Raw genomic sequence first — 20,001 nt, forward strand, 5'->3', positions numbered from 1 at the left:
CTTTTGCCTCCTGCTTTCCGCTATGTTACCCAAACGTCTTGTTTTAAACTCCGGCATCTCCACGGGTACCTTTCCGGAGTTTGTTGATACCATTCTGCAATTGGGCGCGGCCCGCACTTCGGCCTATGTGTGCTGCGCCAACGTGCACATGCTAGTAGAAGCTCACCGCGACGCCGAGTTTCGCCAGGTATTGGCCGACGCCGATGTGGTAACACCTGATGGCAGCCCGGTGGCCGGGGCCGTGGGCTGGTTCCACGGCAAGCGCCAGGAGCGCGTGGCCGGCATGGACCTCACCCCTGCCCTACTCGCCGAAGCTGAACGCCGGGGCCAGTCGGTGTACTTCTATGGCACTACGGATGCCGTGCTCAGCAAAATCCGGGAGCGGATTGAGCGCGAGCTGCCCAATCTGCGTATTGCGGGCATGGTTTCGCCGCCTTTCCGCAAGCTCACGCCCGAGGAAGAAGAAGCGCACGTGGCCGCCATCAACGAAGCCGACCCCGACCTCCTCTTTGTAGCGCTAGGCTGCCCGCGCCAGGAAAAGTGGATGGCAGCGCACCGAGGCCGCATTAAGGCCTGTATGCTAGGGGTAGGGCAAGCGTTCCTGACCTATGCCGGGCTGGAGCAGCGCCTACCCGCCTGGGCACGGCGCCTGTGGCTGGAGTGGGCCTACCGTCTGTGGCTGGAGCCGCGCCGCTTGTGGCGTCGCTACTTGGTTACTAACTCCCACTTCATCTACTTGATAGCCAGAAAAGTGCTGGCACGTGGCTAAGTATTGGTTACTCTACCACTACTCCACTAAAAAAGGTCGTCCGCTCGGACGACCTTTTTTAGTGGAGGTATCAGCAATTATCGGCTAACTACTAAGCGCTTGGTGTAGTTATGCCCGGCACCCGTTACGCGCAACACGTAGTTGCCAATGGGCAGGTTAGCCGTAGACAGGGGCAGATAGTTACTACCCTTCACCACCGACTGCACGTAGTGCGTCATTTCCTGGCCTTGCAGGTTGAAGATGCTAATGGTGACGCTACCCGCCTGCTCGAAGGGAGCAGCAATGGTGGTCTGCACGTTGGCGGGGTTTGGGAATACGCTGAACTCCGTGATGCTGGCAGCGGCGTTGCGCTCGGCGCCGGTAACGGTTAGCCCTGCAACGGTGCTGTTGCTGCTGCTCACGGCACTGAAGGTGTTGCCGCCTTGCACGCGCACCAGCTCCACATCATCGAAGTATAGCCACTGACCGGCTCCGGCTTTCGAGTACACCCCTACTTCGCATTGGCCATTCGTCACCTGAATACCACTAATTTCAATCTGCGTCCAGGTGTTGCTGGCACCGATGTTGGCCGTGCGCTGGCTGCCACCGTAGTTACGGGCCTGTAGCTGCACGGCGCTCTGGCCGCCGCTGCACTTGGCCCATACCCGCAGGGTATAGGTGCCATTAGCCAGCCCGCTCACCATTTGGTAGGTATATACCTCGTAAGGTTCAGGACGGTAGTGCGTGGCGTGGTAGAGGCCCGAGTGGGCACCCGGATAGATTTCCGTGTAGTCAGCGTTGTCGCTGCTGCCGCTGCCGGGAGTGGTGCTCCAACGGCTGGGCGTTTGGGTAGGAAACAGGTTATCGTCGAAGCTGGCGTTCAGCACCGTGTTGCTACCCTCGCTGGTGCCACCGCTGGTTTGCGCGATGAACTCGACATCGTCGAAGTAGATCCACTGCCCGCCGCCGCCGGCCTTGGAGTAGAAGCCAATCTCGCACTCGCCCCCGCTCACGGTGATGTCTTTTATCTCCACCTGCGTCCAGTTGCCGTTCACCCCCCCGCTGGTGGCCCCGATGCTGGCCGTGCGCTCACTGCCGCCGTAGTTCTTCACCAGCAGCTGCACCGCGCTCTGCCCGCCGCCGCCTTTCACCCACGCCCGCAGCGTGTACTGGCCCGCGGGCAGGTTGCGCAGCGTCTGGTAGGTGTAGATTTCGTAGCTGCCCGGCCGGTAGTGCGTGCCGTGGTAGGTGCCCGTACGGGCCGAGGGGTAGGACTCGGTGTAGGAGGCATTCGTGCTCGTGCCGCTGCCCGTCCACGTCTGCCAGCCCGTGGGCGACTCCGTGCCCCGTCCGTCCGCGTCAAAGCTCGGGTTCACCACGTAGTTATTGCCTGCTACCGGACTTCCGCCCGAAACCGGCGTACTTGGCGATGGCAACACCACGGTACCTACCACCGTAACTGCTACGGCATTGGAGGTAGTAGTAGCGCCATCATCGTCGGTAGCAACGGCCGTCAACGACAGCGTGCCGATGCCAACAGGTTTCCAGCTGAATTGATAAGGAGCCGAAGTCGTTTCGCCTAGCTTGGTGGTGCCACTGAAGTACTCTACCTTTTTAACAGAGCCATCTGAGTCGGCGGCATTGGCCGTCATGGTCAGGGAATTGCCTAGCGTCAGGTTGTTCACAGCGGCAGTCAGGCTCACCGTTGGGGCTACATTAGGTTTGGCAGGCGTGCCGGACTGGGCCACGAACTCGACATCGTCGAAGTAGATCCACTGCCCGCCGCCGCCGGCCTTGGAGTAGAAGCCAATCTCGCACTCGCCCCCGCTCACGGTGATGTCTTTTATCTCCACCTGCGTCCAGTTGCCGTTCACCCCCCCGCTGGTGGCCCCGATGCTGGCCGTGCGCTCACTGCCGCCGTAGTTCTTCACCAGCAGCTGCACCGCGCTCTGCCCGCCGCCGCCTTTCACCCACGCCCGCAGCGTGTACTGGCCCGCGGGCAGGTTGCGCAGCGTCTGGTAGGTGTAGATTTCGTAGCTGCCCGGCCGGTAGTGCGTGCCGTGGTAGGTGCCCGTACGGGCCGAGGGGTAGGACTCGGTGTAGGAGGCATTCGTGCTCGTGCCGCTGCCCGTCCACGTCTGCCAGCCCGTGGGCGACTCCGTGCCCCGTCCGTCCGCGTCAAAGCTCGGGTTCACCACGTAGTTACTGCCGGTAGGGGGCGTGGGTACGCTTGGGGCGGTGTTGCCGTCTTCCGGGCCGAGGGAGATGTTTTTCTGTTGCAGTTTCTGCTGCCAGCGCTGCTCCTCGCCCCGCTCCGTGTCCACCGTCACCGGGTTGGGCAACGGCTCCACCGCGCAGCTCGCGCACGCCCCCGGGCTCATGTCCAGCCGCCCGTTCTGCCCGCCCTTGCTCATGTAGCCCACCACCGTGCGCTCCACCCGGTTGTTGAAGAACACGTTGCCCGGCAGCTTGTAGTAGTTGAAGATCGAGGTGCCCGCCCACGTGCTGGGCAAGCGCGTGCCGTCGGCCAAGAGCCCGCTGGTCACCAGCCGGTTGTCGTGGTAATAAATGTCGTGCCCGGCCGCAATGTTCATGGCCGCGTTGCAGGTGCTGATGAACTGGTTCTCATACGCCTCCACATACGCCGTCACCTCCGAGGCATTGCCGTTGCCGTCCGTGGTCATGCCCGTGCCCGTGTAGCCCGTGGCCGTGGCCGGGTAGGGGTAGGCCCCGAACACGAAGTTGTTGTGCACCCGGATCGGGCTGCTGCTCGTGCCCGAGCTGGCGTACAGGTTGATGTTGTCCTCCACCAGGCTCTGGTTGGCCGTGTTGCGCACCTCGTTGTAGCTGATCTCCACCCCCGCCAGGCTGCGCACCGTGTTCAGAATCACAAAGCTGGCACGCGTGCTGCCCTGGTTGCCGCGCCAGCGCCCGTCGATGTTGCGCGCCTGGTTGTAGCGCACCAGCAACGGCTGCGAGACGCCCGACACGCCCGCGGCCGTGCTCCAGCGGTCGATGTTCAGGCCGCTGGTCTGCTCGAAGTAGTTGTGCTCGATCCACAGCCGCCGTGCCCGGTAGCTGTTCACGAAGCGCCCCCGCCCCACGCCCGTGCGGCTGGGCTCGAGCCCGTAGCCGCGGCAGTTGCGCACGACCAGGTCCGTGCCCTCGCCCGAAACGATCAAATCGCCCGCCCCGGCCAGCGTGCAGTTCAGCAGCTGCACGGGCTCGCTCGTGGCGATGCGCACGCACGGCACCGAGCTGTCCAAGCTCCGATACGAACCGCTGTATACCCCGCCCTTCGTGATTGTAATAGGACCGCTATATGTTATATTCGGAGCTTGTGCCTGTGCTATTGCTGGTAGCAACATCATACAGGTGATGATTGCCAAGCCTAGCGACGTTAATTGACTGGACCAGCTCTTACGGCTTTTGTGTTTGGCAGAGAAAGTTAATTGCTTTCGCATCTGTCAAGTATAGAGTTCAACAATTGCAGAATCTTAAATAAATTATATTATTCAGCTTCCACAATTGTAAAGATAGCGCTGGAGATGTTATTTGTATAAATCTAAAACATAGTAATAGATATATATCGAAGGAAATGGCGTGGCTTTTTGACTAAGTATTTCACGCATAATAATTCCTTAATAAGGTGCTTTTATATATAAATAAAACCTAATATTCAAAAATGTATCTACATCTAAAAACAGCCAATTAGGTGATGTTGACGCAGTAAGTGCCATCTTTTGCAACGACATGGAACTTATTTTCACAGAATAAAAATCAGTAAAATCTAAAATATAATTGTATTATTTCCTGTCGACTTACCAACAAAAAGCAGCTATTGTCGCACATTTTTTTGGAAAATGCGGCTTTCTAAATGACCAAATTTTATTACTAACTATTTTGCTTGCTAAACCGTAGCAGAGCGTTTTTTTGGCCACTGATATGCGCGAACCCGAATACAATAGTTTGCGACGAGCACGGTAATTTATTATCTATAACTGGAGTCTTTATATTTTTCAACGATAAGTAGATCGATCAGCAAATCGATTTTATTGTTGAGATGATTCTGTTGTGCCTATTGAAAGTTAAACCATGAGGTTTTACTGCTCATTAGATAGTAGATACTTCGTGGAGCGTAGCAGGACCATTTCCCGTCCTTCTGGGAGCATGTCCTACGTCCTACCTCCTACCCCACTGGGTTCAGTCATCGTTACCGCAGCGCGTTGGCGCAAAACATATGTGTAAGTACTGCGTCTGCACAGTCTACTCTTTACATCCCTCCGGGCCGAGGGAGATGTTTTTCTGTTGCAGTTTCTGCTGCCAGCGCTGCTCCTCGCCCCGCTCCGTGTCCACCGTCACCGGGTTGGGCAACGGCTCCACCGCGCAGCTCGCGCACGCCCCCGGGCTCATGTCCAGCCGCCCGTTCTGCCCGCCCTTGCTCATGTAGCCCACCACCGTGCGCTCCACCCGGTTGTTGAAGAACACGTTGCCCGGCAGCTTGTAGTAGTTGAAGATCGAGGTGCCCGCCCACGTGCTGGGCAAGCGCGTGCCGTCGGCCAAGAGCCCGCTGGTCACCAGCCGGTTGTCGTGGTAATAAATGTCGTGCCCGGCCGCAATGTTCATGGCCGCGTTGCAGGTGCTGATGAACTGGTTCTCATACGCCTCCACATACGCCGTCACCTCCGAGGCATTGCCGTTGCCGTCCGTGGTCATGCCCGTGCCCGTGTAGCCCGTGGCCGTGGCCGGGTAGGGGTAGGCCCCGAACACGAAGTTGTTGTGCACCCGGATCGGGCTGCTGCTCGTGCCCGAGCTGGCGTACAGGTTGATGTTGTCCTCCACCAGGCTCTGGTTGGCCGTGTTGCGCACCTCGTTGTAGCTGATCTCCACCCCCGCCAGGCTGCGCACCGTGTTCAGAATCACAAAGCTGGCACGCGTGCTGCCCTGGTTGCCGCGCCAGCGCCCGTCGATGTTGCGCGCCTGGTTGTAGCGCACCAGCAACGGCTGCGAGACGCCCGACACGCCCGCGGCCGTGCTCCAGCGGTCGATGTTCAGGCCGCTGGTCTGCTCGAAGTAGTTGTGCTCGATCCACAGCCGCCGTGCCCGGTAGCTGTTCACGAAGCGCCCCCGCCCCACGCCCGTGCGGCTGGGCTCGAGCCCGTAGCCGCGGCAGTTGCGCACGACCAGGTCCGTGCCCTCGCCCGAAACGATCAAATCGCCCGCCCCGGCCAGCGTGCAGTTCAGCAGCTGCACGGGCTCGCTCGTGGCGATGCGCACGCACGGCACCGAGCTGTCCAAGCTCCGATACGAACCGCTGTATACCCCGCCTTGGGTTATGACTAATACCTTCTCATCCCTATCCTTACTAGTTGAGCTTTGACAGCGCGCCAGCAGCAGGCCGCAACTCAGGGCACTCAGGGCAATAAGCAGGAGGCGAAGGTAGGGCACGAGACAGCGGATTAACTAGCAAAAAAAGAAGGGATGGTGTTACCATCCCTTCTCTGATCTTTTAGTGGAGGAAGTATCCTACCACCCGCCGAGCATACCCATTCAGCAGGAAATACGGCAGGTAGGGCGCCGGGCAATTCTTCAGGGCAAAGTGGGTGAAGTTCACCATGTTGCCCCCACCCCGGATACCAAACAAATGTTGGTAATATCCTTTCAGGCTGCGGTGCTTGCGCGTGAGCGTCTGGCCGCTTTCCTCAGGGTAGGTGCGTAGGGTAGCGTTGTAGTTGAGGTAGTTCGGAAAGCCGTTGCGACGCGCCACGCTGGTGTAGTCAAAGTCGGCCAGATAATGGGGTAGGCGCTTTTCGTCAAATAGGCCGATTTTGTCGATGACAGCTTTCGGAATCAGCAGGCCGCGGCCGGGCAGGTAGGTAACTTCGTGCAGGCCAGTGCGCTTTTCGGCAGGTAGGACTTCGAGCAGGTCGCGGCGTGTGTTGGTGCGGAAGTTCAGTGTCTCGCCGCCATAGATAGGCTCACCGGTAGCGGCGTCCAGCTCCAGCGCCCCCAGCACGGCGTTGGGGTTGCGCTCGGAATCGAGCAGCATCTGCTCTACAAAGCGCGGGTCGGTCACCACATCGTTGTTGAGGGTCATGACACAGGTAGCCCCCAGCTCCAGCGCCCGTCGGATGCCCAGATTCACGCCCGCTGTCCAGAACAGGTTACCATCGCCAGTCACTACTATCACTTCCGGAAACTCCTCGGCCAGCATCTGGTCGGTGCCATCCGTCGAGCCATCGTCTACGACAATCGTGCGGAACGAATGGTTGGTTTGTGCCCGCAACGACAGCAGGCATTCGCGGGTAAACTCTTTGCGGTTGAAAACGGGTATGACAACGTACAGCATTATACAAGGGTAGGGAGTAGAGAATGAACTCTGCTTTGTGTGTTTGAGGCGACCTCAATTAGGTGTTTTCCGACACTGCTAATTGGGGCGCAGCTTCTTCAATCAGCTGCAACATGCGCAGGCTCCGGGCCGGCCAGCTTTGGGTGCGGGCAAAAACATACCCCGCCTGCCCCATGGCGGTGCGGCGCTCGGGGTGGTCGTAGCAATATTCCACGGCGCGAGCCAGAGCCGCCACGGTTTCAGCGGGTGTTGTTACCGGCACTTTGATGGCGGCATCATTCGGGATGAAGTCGCGGGCGCCCTGGTGATTGAGCGTGATGATGGGTAGGCCAGCACCCATGGCTTCTAGGAACTGCGAGGCAAACGAGTCACGCAGACTGGCAAACAGAAACACGTCGTGCGTCAGGAACACTTCCCGCACTTCGGCCCAGGGTAGGCTGCCGCGCCAGGTTACATGGTCCGTCAAGCCCCGCTGCCGCAGCAGTTCGGGCAGCTCCGCTCCTACTGGCCCGTCGCCCACTATGGTCAGGTGAAAGGGCACCCGCGCCGCTACCTGTGCCAGGGCATCGAGTACCAGAGGTAGGGCTTTGCGGTGAATCAGGCGGCCCAGCCACAGCAGGCGTAATTGCGGAGCCGGCTCGCGCACTGGAAATTGAGCGGGCAGAAAGGATTCTGGCAAGCCTGAATCCAGGAACAACTCTACCCGCCGGGCACCCAGCGCCCGGACTTTCTCGGCGGTTTCTTGGTTGGTGGTGAGCACCAACGCGGCGTGCCGAATGCTCTGGCGCACGTTTCGGTCGCTGGCCATCAGCACCCGGCTGATGGTATTGCGCATGGTTTCCGACTTAAACCAGTCGGGAATGTAGGACTGGAACGAGCGGGGCGTTTGCTGCCCGCCGCCTAACGGACCAATAATCAACGGCTTGCCTACTCGCCACAGCCAGGAAGCCATTTGCAGACTGCCGTAGGTGGCGTGGTGTATCAGGTCGAACCCAACGGCAGCCTCCAGCTTACGTGCTGCACGCCACGTCTGGTATTGCCATACCATGTAGTGGAGGTACACGCCAAACTGCCACCGGTAGAGATAGTCTACCCAGTCGGGCACGGCCACGTACACGAAATGCAGCCTATCCCGATTTTCTGGTGTAGGATGCTTTGCCAGATACGCTTCTATATCAGCCCGCTCATCGGGACGGGTGAAGCACCATACCTCATGGCCATGCCGTAGCCACTCCTGCGTCCAGTGGTAGCCGATGCTGCTTTCGCCACCCTTGGTGGGGTTGCAGGCATACGCCGAGAGCAGCACTTTCATGATGACAGGGTATTAGCAGGAACGGCTTCCGGGGTAGGCGCCGTTGCTTTTGCTTTGGGGCTTTGCAGTCCGGAGGCCACGGGCTTCTGCCCAGCAAACACCCGCCGCACGATGGCCGACAAGCGGCTACGCAAAAACTCGTTGAAGCGCTTCCGGTCGCGGGGGCGGTCCAGGCGCACGTAGGCGGGGTGCTGGAGCGGGAAGCGCAGCTCCTGCGCGGGGAGCGCACCCATCATGTCGCCGTCGTCGTGGGTGTGGGTGGAGTTGTTGCCGAAGCCGATGTTGCCCACCAGATTCACGGCGGGCACAATATACAGGCCCGAGTTCATAGCAATGGTGTACTCCCACTGGTAGTCCCACACGTCGGGTGGCGAGGGTAGGGCCAGCACGCCGCGCATCTTGCCCAGGCGGTAGCGCTTTTCCAGCGCACTGCTGAATACGCCATCGAAAGCGCCACTGGCTACGGCCTCCCGGAAACCCGAAAGATGGTAATCGTACATGGCCCAGGCGCGGCGCCAAGTGGCCCAGCCCCAGCTGTTGCGCTGTTCCGAGAAGTAATAGGATGGCGCACCGGGCGCGAGCGGCTGTTGTGCCTCCGAGCCAAAATTGTTGCCGCCAATGTGCATCACGCGGGTATCGTCGCGGTAGCGGGCCAGCAACTCCTGGCAAAACCGGAAAAAGCTGGGCGAGGGCACGCAGTCGTCTTCCAGAATAATGCCTTCCGTTTCGTGGCTGAAAAACCAGGTGATGGCCGTAACGGGTCCTACCCCGCAGTTCAGGTTTTTTTCCTGAAACAGCGTGAATACTTCGCAGGGCCAATCCACTTCCTCCACAATGGCGCGGGTTTCGGCGCAGCGCACGGCGTCGGTGGGATGGTTGGGGCGCGGGCCGTCGGCGGCCACATAGAGCCGGGTAGGCCGCGCCTGCCGGATGGTATCAAACACGCGCCGGGTCGTGTCGGGCCGGCTGAAAATCAGCAGCAGAACCGGCGTATCTAGGGCCGTAGTAGCAGACGGAGTAGCAGAGGGGGTCATAGCAGAATAGGTAGCAGTGGCAGTCGTCTGAAGCAGAGCGACCGGCAGTATCTAAGCAGTGGCCGCTACGGCGGGCGCAGCAGCCGTTGGTACCGAATCACGCACGGCCTCGTACATCGCCAACGTGCGCTGGATGATGGTATCGGGATTGTGCCGCTCGCGGGCTACGGCCTGGGCCTGCGCAACGATGCGCTGGTACAGTGCCGGGTCGTTGTACAGACGCACGGTCTGGCGGGCCAGGCTGGCGGGCGTCAGGTCGCAGAGTAAGCCGGTTTCGCCTTCCGTAATCAGCGAGGCTACCCCGCCCACATCGGAAGCCACCACGGGCAAGCCCATCAGCTGCGCCTCGCAGACGCTATTAGGGCTGTTGTCGATATACGAAGGGTGCAGTAGGCAGAACGACTCGCGGCACAGACGGGCCAGGCCGGCACCGGTCTGGAACGGGCGGCACTCTACGTGCTCGGGGCCGATGTGCTGCAAGTTGTACTGCGTGGCCACCGCGGCCACGTCGGCCGGCTCCAGGCGGCCCACAATCACAAGGCGCATGTCGGGGGCTTGCTGGCGGATGAGGTCGAAGCCCATCAGCATTTCCTTGAAGCCTTTGATTTCCTGCTTGCCGCCCACAAACAGCGCCTGCGGCCGGGCCGGCTGCGGCGGCGCGGGCTTGTCGGCTTCCTCAAAAAACTCGGGCCGGATGGTCTCCCAGTTATGGAAGATGCGGGCGCCGGGGCTCAGGCGCTTGGTGTGAGACTTGTCCCAATCGGTGCGGCAGGAGAAGTTGTGTACCGTGGGCAGGTAACGCTTTTCGTAGAAGCCCGCCAGCGTCCACAAGAACTTCAGCATCGAAAACTTCTTAGGCACCACTTTGGCGTATTCCGACACAATACCCTGCACCGACAGCACCATGGGTGCGGGTAGGCCGGCCGTCATGGCGGGCAGTTGCAGCTCCGAGCCGTGCAGGTGCAGCACGTCGTACTCCTTGTAATGCTGGCGCAGGTACTTCTTCACGATGGCAATGCGCCACTGGTAGAGCGTGAGAATATCGGTGCGCACCTTGGGCACTTTCAGGTAGATGAAGTGCATGCCGTCGCGGTCGAATTCGTCCACGGGCTTGTCGATGCGGTGCGTCCAGTTCAGGATGGTTAGCTCTACGCCGGGCTGCTTGCGCAACAGTTCTGCCAGCGTGCCTACCCACGGAACGGGGTGCGCCGCGGGCTCAGAAGGATGAGGGTAAGGGGCAAGCCAGAGAATCTTCATAACGAAACGAAATAATAAGCAGACAGCGGGATTAGATAGGAAGCGCTGGGGTTGATTCGCGACGGGCGTGTGCCGCCGACCGCGGCTGGAGTGAGAAGGGGTCGGGTGTGGGCTCGGCCAGGGCGGCCAGCATCAAGCCAATCAGGCCGTAGTGGTAGGTAGACCAGTCGTAAGACGTGCCGAATACCACTAAGCTGATAAAGAAGGCGACCAGCGCGGCCGTATCCGCGTCCAGCGCACGGGAGCGAAGCAACCGCCGCGTAACCAGCACAATGGGCACCAGCACTACCAACAAAATGCCCAGAATACCGAAGTAGAAGGCCCGGTCTAAGTAGAAGTTGTGGAAGTGGTGGCCGGTGCGGTCTTTCCACATGGGCATGTCGCTGCTGGGGTCGTAGAACTGCATGGGCACCTCAAAGCCTTCGAGGCGCCAGCCGGCTATGGGGCGCTCCTGCACCAGCGGCAGGTAGGATTCTATCTGCTTGAGGCGCCAGCTGCCGGTGCCTTGCTTGTCGGCGTTGGCAATATCATCGATGCTCTGCTCGAAGCGGGTGACTACCTGTGGGTTATCCAGCACCAGCATCGTAATACCCAACGACCCCAGGATGAACGGAATAACCAAGAGCATCACCATTTTCACAGGCGAAAAGCGCGCCAGCCGGGCCCGGCGCAGCAGCCATACATCAATGGGAATAGCGATGAACATAGCAATCCAAACCGAGCGGTGTTGCAGGAAAATCACCAGCGGCATACACACAAACACTACCAGCAGCGACGTGAGCGAATTGCGCAGCAGGTAGTTGTTCAGACTGAGCAAGATAACCAGCACAAACAGGTAGGCCGACGCCGCATTGAAGCCCCGCTCGTTCTCCACGAAAGCACTCAGACTCAGAGATTCCCGGTGAAACAGCACCAGATTGCCGAGCGACACCAAGAGAATAACCGTGCTGAGCTGCTGCATAGGCGGCAGCCCGTGCCGGCGGTAGAAGCCGTAGATGCCGAAAATCATCAGCAGTACAAACAGCTTGTTAAAAACGTGGGCATATTCCAGCACCGAACCCCACTCAGCGTACGATTCCATCATCATCCCGCCAATCACCAACAGCACGGCTATTAGCCACTTGCGCATCAGCGGCTCGAAATAGCGCCAGTAGAACCAGATGCTGGCCAGGGAGCCGGCCAACAGGGCGTATACTAAAAACTTCAGCTCACCTGGCTCCTGGTCCACCCGATCAGCCCCAAACGCAAATTCCCAGAAGGCTTTACTGGTAGCCAGTATTGCCAGGATGGGGATGAGCGCCAGAAAGTTCAGCTTAATTTTCATGGAGTGCGAGAATAGTCCGGCGGTTTAGCGTGCCTCCATGGTAGGCAAAGGCTGCGCAGGGGTAGCAACTTTTGCCGGACGAGAGGTGGTTGGGACAGGCAACTGCCGGGCCCGCTCAAAGAAGGCCAACGTGTTAGTTAGCATCACGCGGGCATCAAAGTGCGTGCGCCCGAAAGCATGCTGCCGCTGCCGCAACTGTTCCAATTGAGTGGGAGTTGTCAGTAGGCTTTGCAGGCGCTCCGCTAACTCGGCAGGCGGGGTAGCCACCGGAACCAGTGCTTCGGGGGTAGGCGCGAGCAGTTCGGGAATGCCCCCTACCGCCAGCGCTACGGCCGGGCACTCGGTAGCCATGGCTTCGAGTAACACCAACGGGCAGTTTTCGCGGGTGGCGGCGTGTACGTAGAGGTCGGCGGTGCGCAATAGAGCCATTATCTCGCGGTGGTAGCCCAGCAGCACCACGTGCTGCTCCAGGCCAGCCGCAGCAATCTGCTGGCGCAGAAGCTCTTCGTCTTCGCCCTTACCTACCAGTACCAGTACAAAATCAGCGAACTGCTGCCGGAGCGCCTCGGCTACCTGCACCAGGTAGCGTTGGTTTTTGCGTGGCTCCAACTGCCCTACGTTCAGTACGATGGCACGATTGGGGAACATGGCCCGCAGGTCGGGCACGCCGGCTGGGAGGGTAAGCGCCGGGGGCGGCGTCATGTCCACGCCGTTGTAGACCACTGTGGCCTGGGCGTCGGCCGGCAGCCACGGCAGGGTGCGTTGCAGCACGTAATCAGACACCCCAATGAAAAACCGGGTTTTCTGCAACAGAAACGTGTACCAGCGGTGCAAGGCACGCGCCGTGCGGCCCGAGAGGCGCAGCTGGTGCACCAGCTCCTCGGCCGGGTGGTCGTTGAAGTGACCGGTTACGATGACCGGCACCTGGTCGCGCAGGGCCAGGCGGGCGGCCCACCCGCTGCTTACGTCCTGGGCATTCACTACGTCGTAGCGGGCGGTGCGGTCGATGGCGAAGTAGATTTCGGCCACGAAGCCCAGCTCTATCCCCATCCGGGCACCCGCCTGGCCGAACAGCCCTAGCGCCCGCCGGAAGGCTCCAATGGCGCGGCGCACCACCGGGCGCAGGCTGGCCTGCGTGATTACCGTAACGGTATGGCCTTCGCGCCGGAGCTGCTCGGCCAACCGCTCGTAATGCACGCGCACCCCCGAAGGGGCTCCCGGAACCATCAACGAAGTCAGTAGAATATTCATGGCGTGAGGGAGCTGGTGAGCGGCTCGAAGGAAGGGAACAGCGGCTGCTGACGCTCCAAAAAGGTGGCATAGCGCGCCAAGCTGGCATGAATGGGGGTAGGCAGGCCCGCTACCTTACGCAGGCGGTTCAGGCCTTGCTGCAAGTGTGGGTGCAACTCGCTGGAAGGCCAACGCAGCACCACAATACCCAGGGCCAGGCCACCCATGGCAATCTGTGCAATGAGGGTAAGCAGCGCCGGGCTGCCCACGGCGCGCAGCCCCAGCGAAACCACCAAAATCCCTACCCCTACCGCGGCAGCATTCAGCAAACCAGGCAGGTACATGGCCAGCAGCTGCCGGTATCGAATGCCGATGTCGTTGTGCGTGATGCGCATGTATAGGAACGTCCGCACAATCTCGCCCGTGCCGATGGCGGCCGCAATGCCCAGCAGGCCAAAGTCGCGCAGCAGCCAGAACAGGCTGGTAAGCAGCACCATAAACTCCAAGTTCAGAATCACTTTCTGACGAAGATTAGCCCGCGCATCGGCCACAATGCCCGCAAACATGGTAGTCATACTCAACGGAATAGCGAAGCACAGCATCCGCAGAATCGGCACCGAGTCCATCCATTTGGGGCCGAGCAGCACCCGCACCATTTCGGGGGCAGCCACAGCTACACCGGCACACATAGGCAGGATGATGGTAGCCACCAGCGTGCTGCTCTTCAGGTAGAGCGCCCGCACGCGGGGCACGTCTTCCTGAATTTTGCTGAATGCTGGGAAGGCTACCCGCGCCAGGCTGTTGGTCAGGAAGTACATGGGTAGGTACAGCAGCATATAGGCTCGGTTGTAGATACCCAGCAGCGTGCTGCCCAACAGGCGCCCAATGAGGAGCGTATCGAGGTTGCCGTTCACGAACTCCAGGAAGCTGATAACCGACACTTTACTGCCGTAACCCAGCAGCTTGGCATACGGCTCGCGGCTGAAAATCAGTTGGATGGAGTGGCGCACCAGCGCATAGCTCATCAGGGTAGCAAATAGCTGCTGCGCCAGGCTGGCCGCAATCAGGCTCCATACGCCCATACCAGCCCAGGCCATTGTAATGCCTACCCCCCCGTAGCCCAGAATATAGGCCAACACATCTACTTTGGCAATGGAATCGAAGCGCATTTCGCGCCGGAGCAGGCTGGCAGCGGTAGTTCCGATGCCTACTAGTACAAAGCCCAGGGCCTGCATCCGCACGATGGGCACCACAGCTTCATTTTTCAGAAAAAAGACCGATAGTGGTGCCAGCAGCCAGGCCAGCGCCGCTACCCCTATGCTCAGGCCAATGGAAGCCGTGAAGGCTGCCCGGATATCCGTTTTGCTGATTTCGGGGCGCTGCACCAGCGCATGGCCCAGGCCCATCTCGGCAAAGTAGCTACCGAAGCGCAACACCACACCCGACATGGCCACCAAACCAAACGCGGCTGGGTCCAACAGGCGCGCCATTACCGCGGTGTAGCCAATCTGCATCAGTGCATTGGCCACAGTGGCAGCGGTGGTCCACTGCACCCCCTTCACGGCGGCCGATGCTACATTGCTAGAGGTTACTGCCATTGAGTTGTGTGTTATATAGTTATCTGTTAGTAGTTGCCAGTTGTTAGTTACTAGTGTCATTTAACCTGACAACTACTACCTGGCAACTGACAACTATTTAACTCACTAGCTGCCGTAGTTATAGGCTTTAGTTTTATAGCGGTATTCGTAGGTGTTGGCAAAATGCACGTCGTTGATGACGGTGTACAGCTGCTTCACCTTCTGGTCGCGATACAGTTCGTCGATCTGCCCTACCATTTCGCGGTCGGTGTAGTTCTGGCGTACCACGTACAGATTGGCATCTAGGTGCTGAAGCAGCACAAAGAACTCCGATACGTAGCCCATGGGCGGAATATCCACCATTAGGTAGTCGTACTCTTCCTTGAGCAGCGTAATCAGGTCCACCAAGCGCTTCGATTCCAGCAGCTCCGTAGGGTTATGCGGAATCGGGCCACAGGCCAGCACGTCCAGGTTCGGAATATCCGTTACGATGCGGGCTTCTTCCAGCGTGCTTTCGCCACTCAGGTAGGTGCTCAGGCCCTGGGGGGCTCTGGCGTCGATGCCCAGGTAGGGAGCCACGGCCGGGCGGCGCATATCGCACTCCAGCAGAATCACGCGGCGGCCGCTGCGGGCCAGCTCGGCGGCCAAGTGCACAGAGCAGAAGGTTTTGCCCTCGCCCGGCACCGACGACGTAACGCCGATAACGCGCTTATCGAGACCAGCCGAGAGGTATTGCAGGTTTACTCGAATCGAGCGGAAAGCTTCTACAATCGGGCTGCGTGGGTCTTGGGTCTGCACGCGCCGGTCCTTGCTGGTACCGTGCGGAATCACACCCAACAGTGGAATATCCGTGATGCGTGCCAGGTCCTCTTTGCCCTGCACGCGACGGTTGGTCTTGTCGATCAGCAGTACCAGTCCGGTAGGAATGGCCAGGCCAGCCAGCAGGGCTAGCAGAGCCACCAGAGGCGGCTTGGGTGCTGCCGGACCCAGGCCGGTTTGCCGAGCCGGGTCTACTATTTTCTTGTCGGTGGTGTTGGTAGCCAGGGCAATAGCCGCTTCGTTGCGCTTTTGCACCAAGAAGCTGTAGTTCTTCTCGGTGGATTCGCTGGTAGTTTGCAGCGAGTTCAGCTGGCGCTCATTTTCGGGGGTGCTGCTCAGCTGACTACGCACGGCGCTCAGTTGTTGGTCCAGGTCGCGCAGAGCAATTTCTGAGGTGCGCGTCAGGCTAGCCAAGGTCTGAATCAGTTGCTCCTTGGTGGTGCTGATTTCTTCGTCCAGTGCTACCACCTGGGGGTTGATGTCGCTGGCATTCACGGCCAACACGGCGCGTTTGTTATTTAGGTCTGTTAGCTGTTCAACTAAGTGTGTCACCGTAGGATCGGAGATGCCAGCGCTGCTGAGGGTAGCCACCTGCGACTTGCCGCGGTGCTGGCGCAGGTAGGACAGCATACTTTCGTAGAATTTCTGATCGGTGGCCACGCGGGCCCGCATGGTGCCCAACTGTGCCTGCTGCTGAATGTCTACGCCCGACTGCACACCTACATCTACCACATTTCGGGAAGCCCGGAAGGAGCTGAGGTTGGCTGTGGAGCGGGAGCGGGAATTTGACAGTTTGCCAATCTCGTTGTCGAGGAAAGCAATGGTCTTGCGGCCCGTTTCGTTCTTCTGGTTCAGGTCGTCCTGCACGTAGGTGGTCATCAGCGTGTTCAGGAAGCGCTGCTCCTTCTCGGGCACACTACCCCGGATGCTCAAGAGCAGAATCCGCGACTCGTGCTCGGTGGGCTGCACTTTCAGGCGCTGCTGATAATCGGCCGTCAGGCTGCTCATATCATTCAGCCGGAAGAAATACTGCTCGCTCCCAGTGGCAGGGTAGCCCGGCTCGGGGTTGATAACAACCGACAGCAAGGGCGTGCGGAGCGTATCGCCGGCACCAATCGTCTGATCGAACTGCACGTCTTCTACCTCACGCACCAGCTCGCCGGAAAAGAGCTGGCGTAGTTCGCCCTTATCGGCTTCGGCATGCACCCGGAAGCGACCATCAGCCAGCGATTCTACGTAGATGGGCACCCCTGTTAGTTGGGGCTTATCGGCCAGGGCCTGCACCTGAAAGGGCACGCCTCCAACGGCCCGTTCGCGCACTTTCAACTTGCGCACCGAGTTCAACCACGAATCGGGCACGGCATAGTAGCTTACCCCAAACGGCAACTGCTCCAAGGTGCGACGTACCATGTCGGCCGAGGTGAGCAAGCCTACCTCGTCCTCGATTTTTACTCCTTTCTGCTTGTTATCAAGCAATTGCAGCAGCTCCTGGGTTTGTTTTGAGCCAGTCGACTGGTCGCCGATGAGCATGGTAGACTGGTAGTCATATACCGGCGATTTCACGGCCAGATACAGCCACGCGCCCAGGCCAGCCAGCAGCAGGCAGCCCACAAACCACGGCCAGCGCCGGCGGAGCTTGAAAAAAAGCTCGTGCAAATCTATTTCCTCCGAGAAGGCAGAACGGTTTTCCATACCAGATAATCCTTATTTAGGTTAGCAGCAATAAGTAGATGGTTCAGCGAACTTCTCTACTTAAGAATAAAGCCCAGCAATAGCACCACAGACGAAATACCAGCGAAAACCAACGCTAAGTTGCCAGCGTTAGCGCGGGTGGTACGGGCCTTCATCGGCTCCACGTACAGCGCGTCGTTGGGGAGCAGGTAGTAGTAAGGTGACTGGAGCAGTTTAGGGTCCGTGAGGTTGATGAGCACAACTTCCGGACCGTTTAGGGTTTGCCGCACCAGCTTCACATTTTCGCGGTTGCCAAACTCCGTCAGGTCGCCGGCCATGCCCAGGCCCTCCAGAATGGTAGCCTGTGGGTTGTAGATGAAGTAACGACCCGGCGAGCGAACCTCGCCCAGCACGGTAATTTTGAAGCTCAGCAGCTTCAGCAGCACATTTACGTTGAGCACGTAGTTGCTGATATTTTTCTGAACCAGCGCCTGCGCCTGGTTGATATCCAGGCCCTGTACTTTCAGCTTGCCCACAGTGGGTAGGCTAATATTGCCATCCTCGCCGATGGGGTAGCCCGTCAGGTACAGCGTGCCGGGGTCACCGGAGTTCATGATTTGCGTGCCCGTGATGTTGAACGGCTCCGTCAGCTTAGGATCGGCTCCCTGCACCCGAATGCTGAGCACGTCGCCGGGCTGCAACTGGTAGCTGGGCCGGGGGTTATTGACGGCCACCGGGGCTTTCACAGAATAGCTACTGCTTTGCAGGTAGGGCAGTTTTTCCTGCACCACGCAGCTTTGCAGGCATGCAGCCCAAACAATCAGAAAAAAAAGTAGACCAGAGCGGAAGGGTATACGCATAAACGCGGGGTAAGAGAATTGCGAAATGAAGGAGTGATTGAGAACGTGCAGGAGAATTAGTAGGACTTTTCTAAATATAGCAGCATAGTATCTGTATCTCTTACTTAGCAAAGTTAAGACACAAAACCCTGTAATTTATTGTTTATCGTATAAAATATATGTATATGTTAAGGTAACAAAGAGGTAATACGTTTGCTTGTTGAAGCGTAGCCCCTCCCAGCGCAAGTACATAATTTTAGCTATTTCCAAGACCCATACGTTGCATCTTAATTAGCGTTGCATAAGATACGTTTTACTTCTGACACCCAGATTTTGGTAAGACACGTATAGGACACACTCATTTTCATCTTTTGTCTTTGATAGGTGCTATTGAAGACGCTTGCTTAGCAGGCTATAAATACTTGTATATCTGATAGAAAGATAAATAGCTACCATCCTAAAGCCTACCTTCTTTCTTAGACAGGCATGTCTGCTTGTTTCTATCATTGCCAACAACAGATTAATTTTCTGCGGTTACTTAGTTTATGGATTCTACCGACGTTGTGATTGTAGGAGCAGGGGCAGCCGGGCTACTAGCGGCCCGCACGCTGGCCCAGGCCGGGCGGCAGGTATTGGTGCTGGAAGCTCGCGACCGGGTAGGCGGCCGGGTGCACACCTGCACGCCTGCGGGCTTCAGCGCCCCCATCGAAACAGGCGCTGAGTTCTTACACGGTGCAGTGCCTCTCACGCGTGCCTTGCTGGCAGAAGCTGGCCGTGCGTGTTATGATGCTACCGGACGGGCCTATGCTGTGCGGCAAGGACAACTACGGGCAGATGATAACTTCTTTGAGCACCTACCACAACTGCTCGATAAGCTCCAAACACTACCGCACGATTTGCCGCTAGCCGAATTTCTGCAACAGGAGTTTTCGGGGGAGGAGCACCGCGCCCTGCGCGAAATGGCCATGCAGTTTGCCGAAGGCTACGACGCGGCCGACCCGGCACGCGTGAGTGCCTGGGCCTTGCGCGACGAGTGGGCCACCGGCGACGCCGACGCCTCGCCGCGCCCGGTAGGTGGCTACGGCCCACTGCTGGACTGGCTGGCCCAGCAGGCGCAGGCAGCCGGTGCTACGCTGCACCTGTCGCGGCCGGTGCAGGAAATTCAGTGGCAGCCAGGGCAGGTGCTGATTGTTGATCAGCAGGGCCAGCGCTACCAGGCCCGCCAACTATTGCTCACGGTGCCCTTAGGCATATGGCAGCAACCGGCAGACCAAGCCGGTCACCTACGCTTCACGCCTGAGCTACCCGAGTACCGGGCGGCCGCGGCCGCACTGGGCTTTGGCGCGGTTACCAAGTTTGCTCTGGAATTCAAGGAGCCCGTTTGGGCCGCCAAGATGCCCGAAATGGAGTTTCTGTTTTCGGATGCGCCCGTGCCTACCTGGTGGAGCCAGTTGCCCGACGAACGCCCCCTGCTGACAGGCTGGCTGGCCGGCCCAGCCGCCGAACGTCTGCGTCTGCATGCAGATGAGGAGCTGTTGCAGCATGCCTTAGAGTCGTTGGCGTATCTGTTAGATACTACACCCGTCGCGCTCCGCCAGCAGCTCCGAGCGTGGCACGTGGCCAACTGGGGTGCCGACCCGATGGCACTGGGAGCCTACTCCTACCCTACCGTACAGGCAGCCCCGGCCCGCGCCCTGTTAGCTACGCCCATTGCCGACACCTTATTTTTTGCGGGCGAAGGCCTATACGAAGGCCCCGCTACGGGTACGGTTGAAGCGGCGTTGGTGAGCGGCCAAGAGGTGGCGCGCGCTATGCTGGTATAGCGCGCGCCACCTCTTGGC

13 protein-coding genes are annotated in these 20,001 nt (G+C 59.2%); 2 read left to right on the top strand and 11 right to left on the bottom strand.

Features of this window, described 5'->3' with window-relative positions; genetic code table 11:
• The first annotated feature begins 22 nt into the window (after nucleotides 1-22).
• Nucleotides 23-769 carry a WecB/TagA/CpsF family glycosyltransferase gene (locus H8B15_RS10520; RefSeq protein WP_187319640.1) on the top strand — a complete coding sequence of 249 codons (747 nt, stop codon included), beginning with the start codon at nucleotides 23-25 and terminating at the stop codon, nucleotides 767-769.
• 77 nt (nucleotides 770-846) lie between these two features.
• Here the strand turns inward: H8B15_RS10520 and H8B15_RS21020 are convergent, their stop codons facing one another.
• The 11 genes from H8B15_RS21020 to H8B15_RS10575 form a co-directional block, all read right to left on the bottom strand.
• Nucleotides 847-3,993, bottom strand: coding sequence for an Ig-like domain-containing protein (locus tag H8B15_RS21020; protein ID WP_187319641.1), 3,147 nt, complete (start codon nucleotides 3,991-3,993; stop codon nucleotides 847-849).
• A 1,021-nt stretch (nucleotides 3,994-5,014) separates the two neighbouring features.
• Nucleotides 5,015-6,196, bottom strand: a complete 1,182-nt coding sequence (locus H8B15_RS10530; RefSeq protein WP_187319642.1) for a hypothetical protein — start codon at nucleotides 6,194-6,196, stop codon at nucleotides 5,015-5,017.
• Between the two features lie 61 nt (nucleotides 6,197-6,257).
• Nucleotides 6,258-7,097 carry a glycosyltransferase family 2 protein gene (locus tag H8B15_RS10535; RefSeq protein WP_187319643.1) on the bottom strand — a complete coding sequence of 280 codons (840 nt, stop codon included), beginning with the start codon at nucleotides 7,095-7,097 and terminating at the stop codon, nucleotides 6,258-6,260.
• 58 nt (nucleotides 7,098-7,155) lie between these two features.
• Entirely contained in the window at nucleotides 7,156-8,409 is a 1,254-nt protein-coding gene (locus tag H8B15_RS10540; RefSeq protein ID WP_187319644.1) for a glycosyltransferase family 4 protein, read from the bottom strand.
• Nucleotides 8,406-9,443: a nucleotide-diphospho-sugar transferase gene (locus H8B15_RS10545; RefSeq protein ID WP_187319645.1), complete on the bottom strand. Its 1,038-nt coding sequence runs from the start codon at nucleotides 9,441-9,443 to the stop codon at nucleotides 8,406-8,408. The genes H8B15_RS10540 and H8B15_RS10545 overlap by 4 nt, the downstream gene beginning before the upstream one ends.
• Before the next feature lie 51 nt (nucleotides 9,444-9,494).
• A complete protein-coding gene (locus H8B15_RS10550) occupies nucleotides 9,495-10,700 on the bottom strand; it encodes a glycosyltransferase family 4 protein (protein WP_187319646.1) in 1,206 nt (401 codons plus the stop codon).
• 31 nt (nucleotides 10,701-10,731) lie between these two features.
• On the bottom strand, nucleotides 10,732-12,024 hold the full coding sequence (locus H8B15_RS10555; RefSeq protein WP_187319647.1) for an O-antigen ligase family protein: 1,293 nt from the start codon (nucleotides 12,022-12,024) through the stop codon (nucleotides 10,732-10,734).
• Between the two features lie 24 nt (nucleotides 12,025-12,048).
• Nucleotides 12,049-13,275, bottom strand: a complete 1,227-nt coding sequence (locus tag H8B15_RS10560; RefSeq protein WP_187319648.1) for a glycosyltransferase family 4 protein — start codon at nucleotides 13,273-13,275, stop codon at nucleotides 12,049-12,051.
• On the bottom strand, nucleotides 13,272-14,852 hold the full coding sequence (locus H8B15_RS10565) for a lipopolysaccharide biosynthesis protein (RefSeq protein WP_187319649.1): 1,581 nt from the start codon (nucleotides 14,850-14,852) through the stop codon (nucleotides 13,272-13,274). The genes H8B15_RS10560 and H8B15_RS10565 overlap by 4 nt, the downstream gene beginning before the upstream one ends.
• Nucleotides 14,853-14,957: 105 nt before the next feature.
• On the bottom strand, nucleotides 14,958-17,342 hold the full coding sequence (locus tag H8B15_RS10570; protein ID WP_187319650.1) for a polysaccharide biosynthesis tyrosine autokinase: 2,385 nt from the start codon (nucleotides 17,340-17,342) through the stop codon (nucleotides 14,958-14,960).
• Between the two features lie 56 nt (nucleotides 17,343-17,398).
• Nucleotides 17,399-18,181, bottom strand: coding sequence for a polysaccharide biosynthesis/export family protein (locus tag H8B15_RS10575; protein ID WP_187319651.1), 783 nt, complete (start codon nucleotides 18,179-18,181; stop codon nucleotides 17,399-17,401).
• A 524-nt stretch (nucleotides 18,182-18,705) separates the two neighbouring features.
• Here H8B15_RS10575 and H8B15_RS10580 point away from each other — a divergent pair.
• Nucleotides 18,706-19,983 carry a flavin monoamine oxidase family protein gene (locus H8B15_RS10580; RefSeq protein ID WP_187319652.1) on the top strand — a complete coding sequence of 426 codons (1,278 nt, stop codon included), beginning with the start codon at nucleotides 18,706-18,708 and terminating at the stop codon, nucleotides 19,981-19,983.
• Nucleotides 19,984-20,001: the final 18 nt, after the last annotated feature.

It is taken from the genome of Hymenobacter citatus (assembly GCF_014333615.1).
GTDB lineage: Bacteria > Bacteroidota > Bacteroidia > Cytophagales > Hymenobacteraceae > Hymenobacter > Hymenobacter citatus.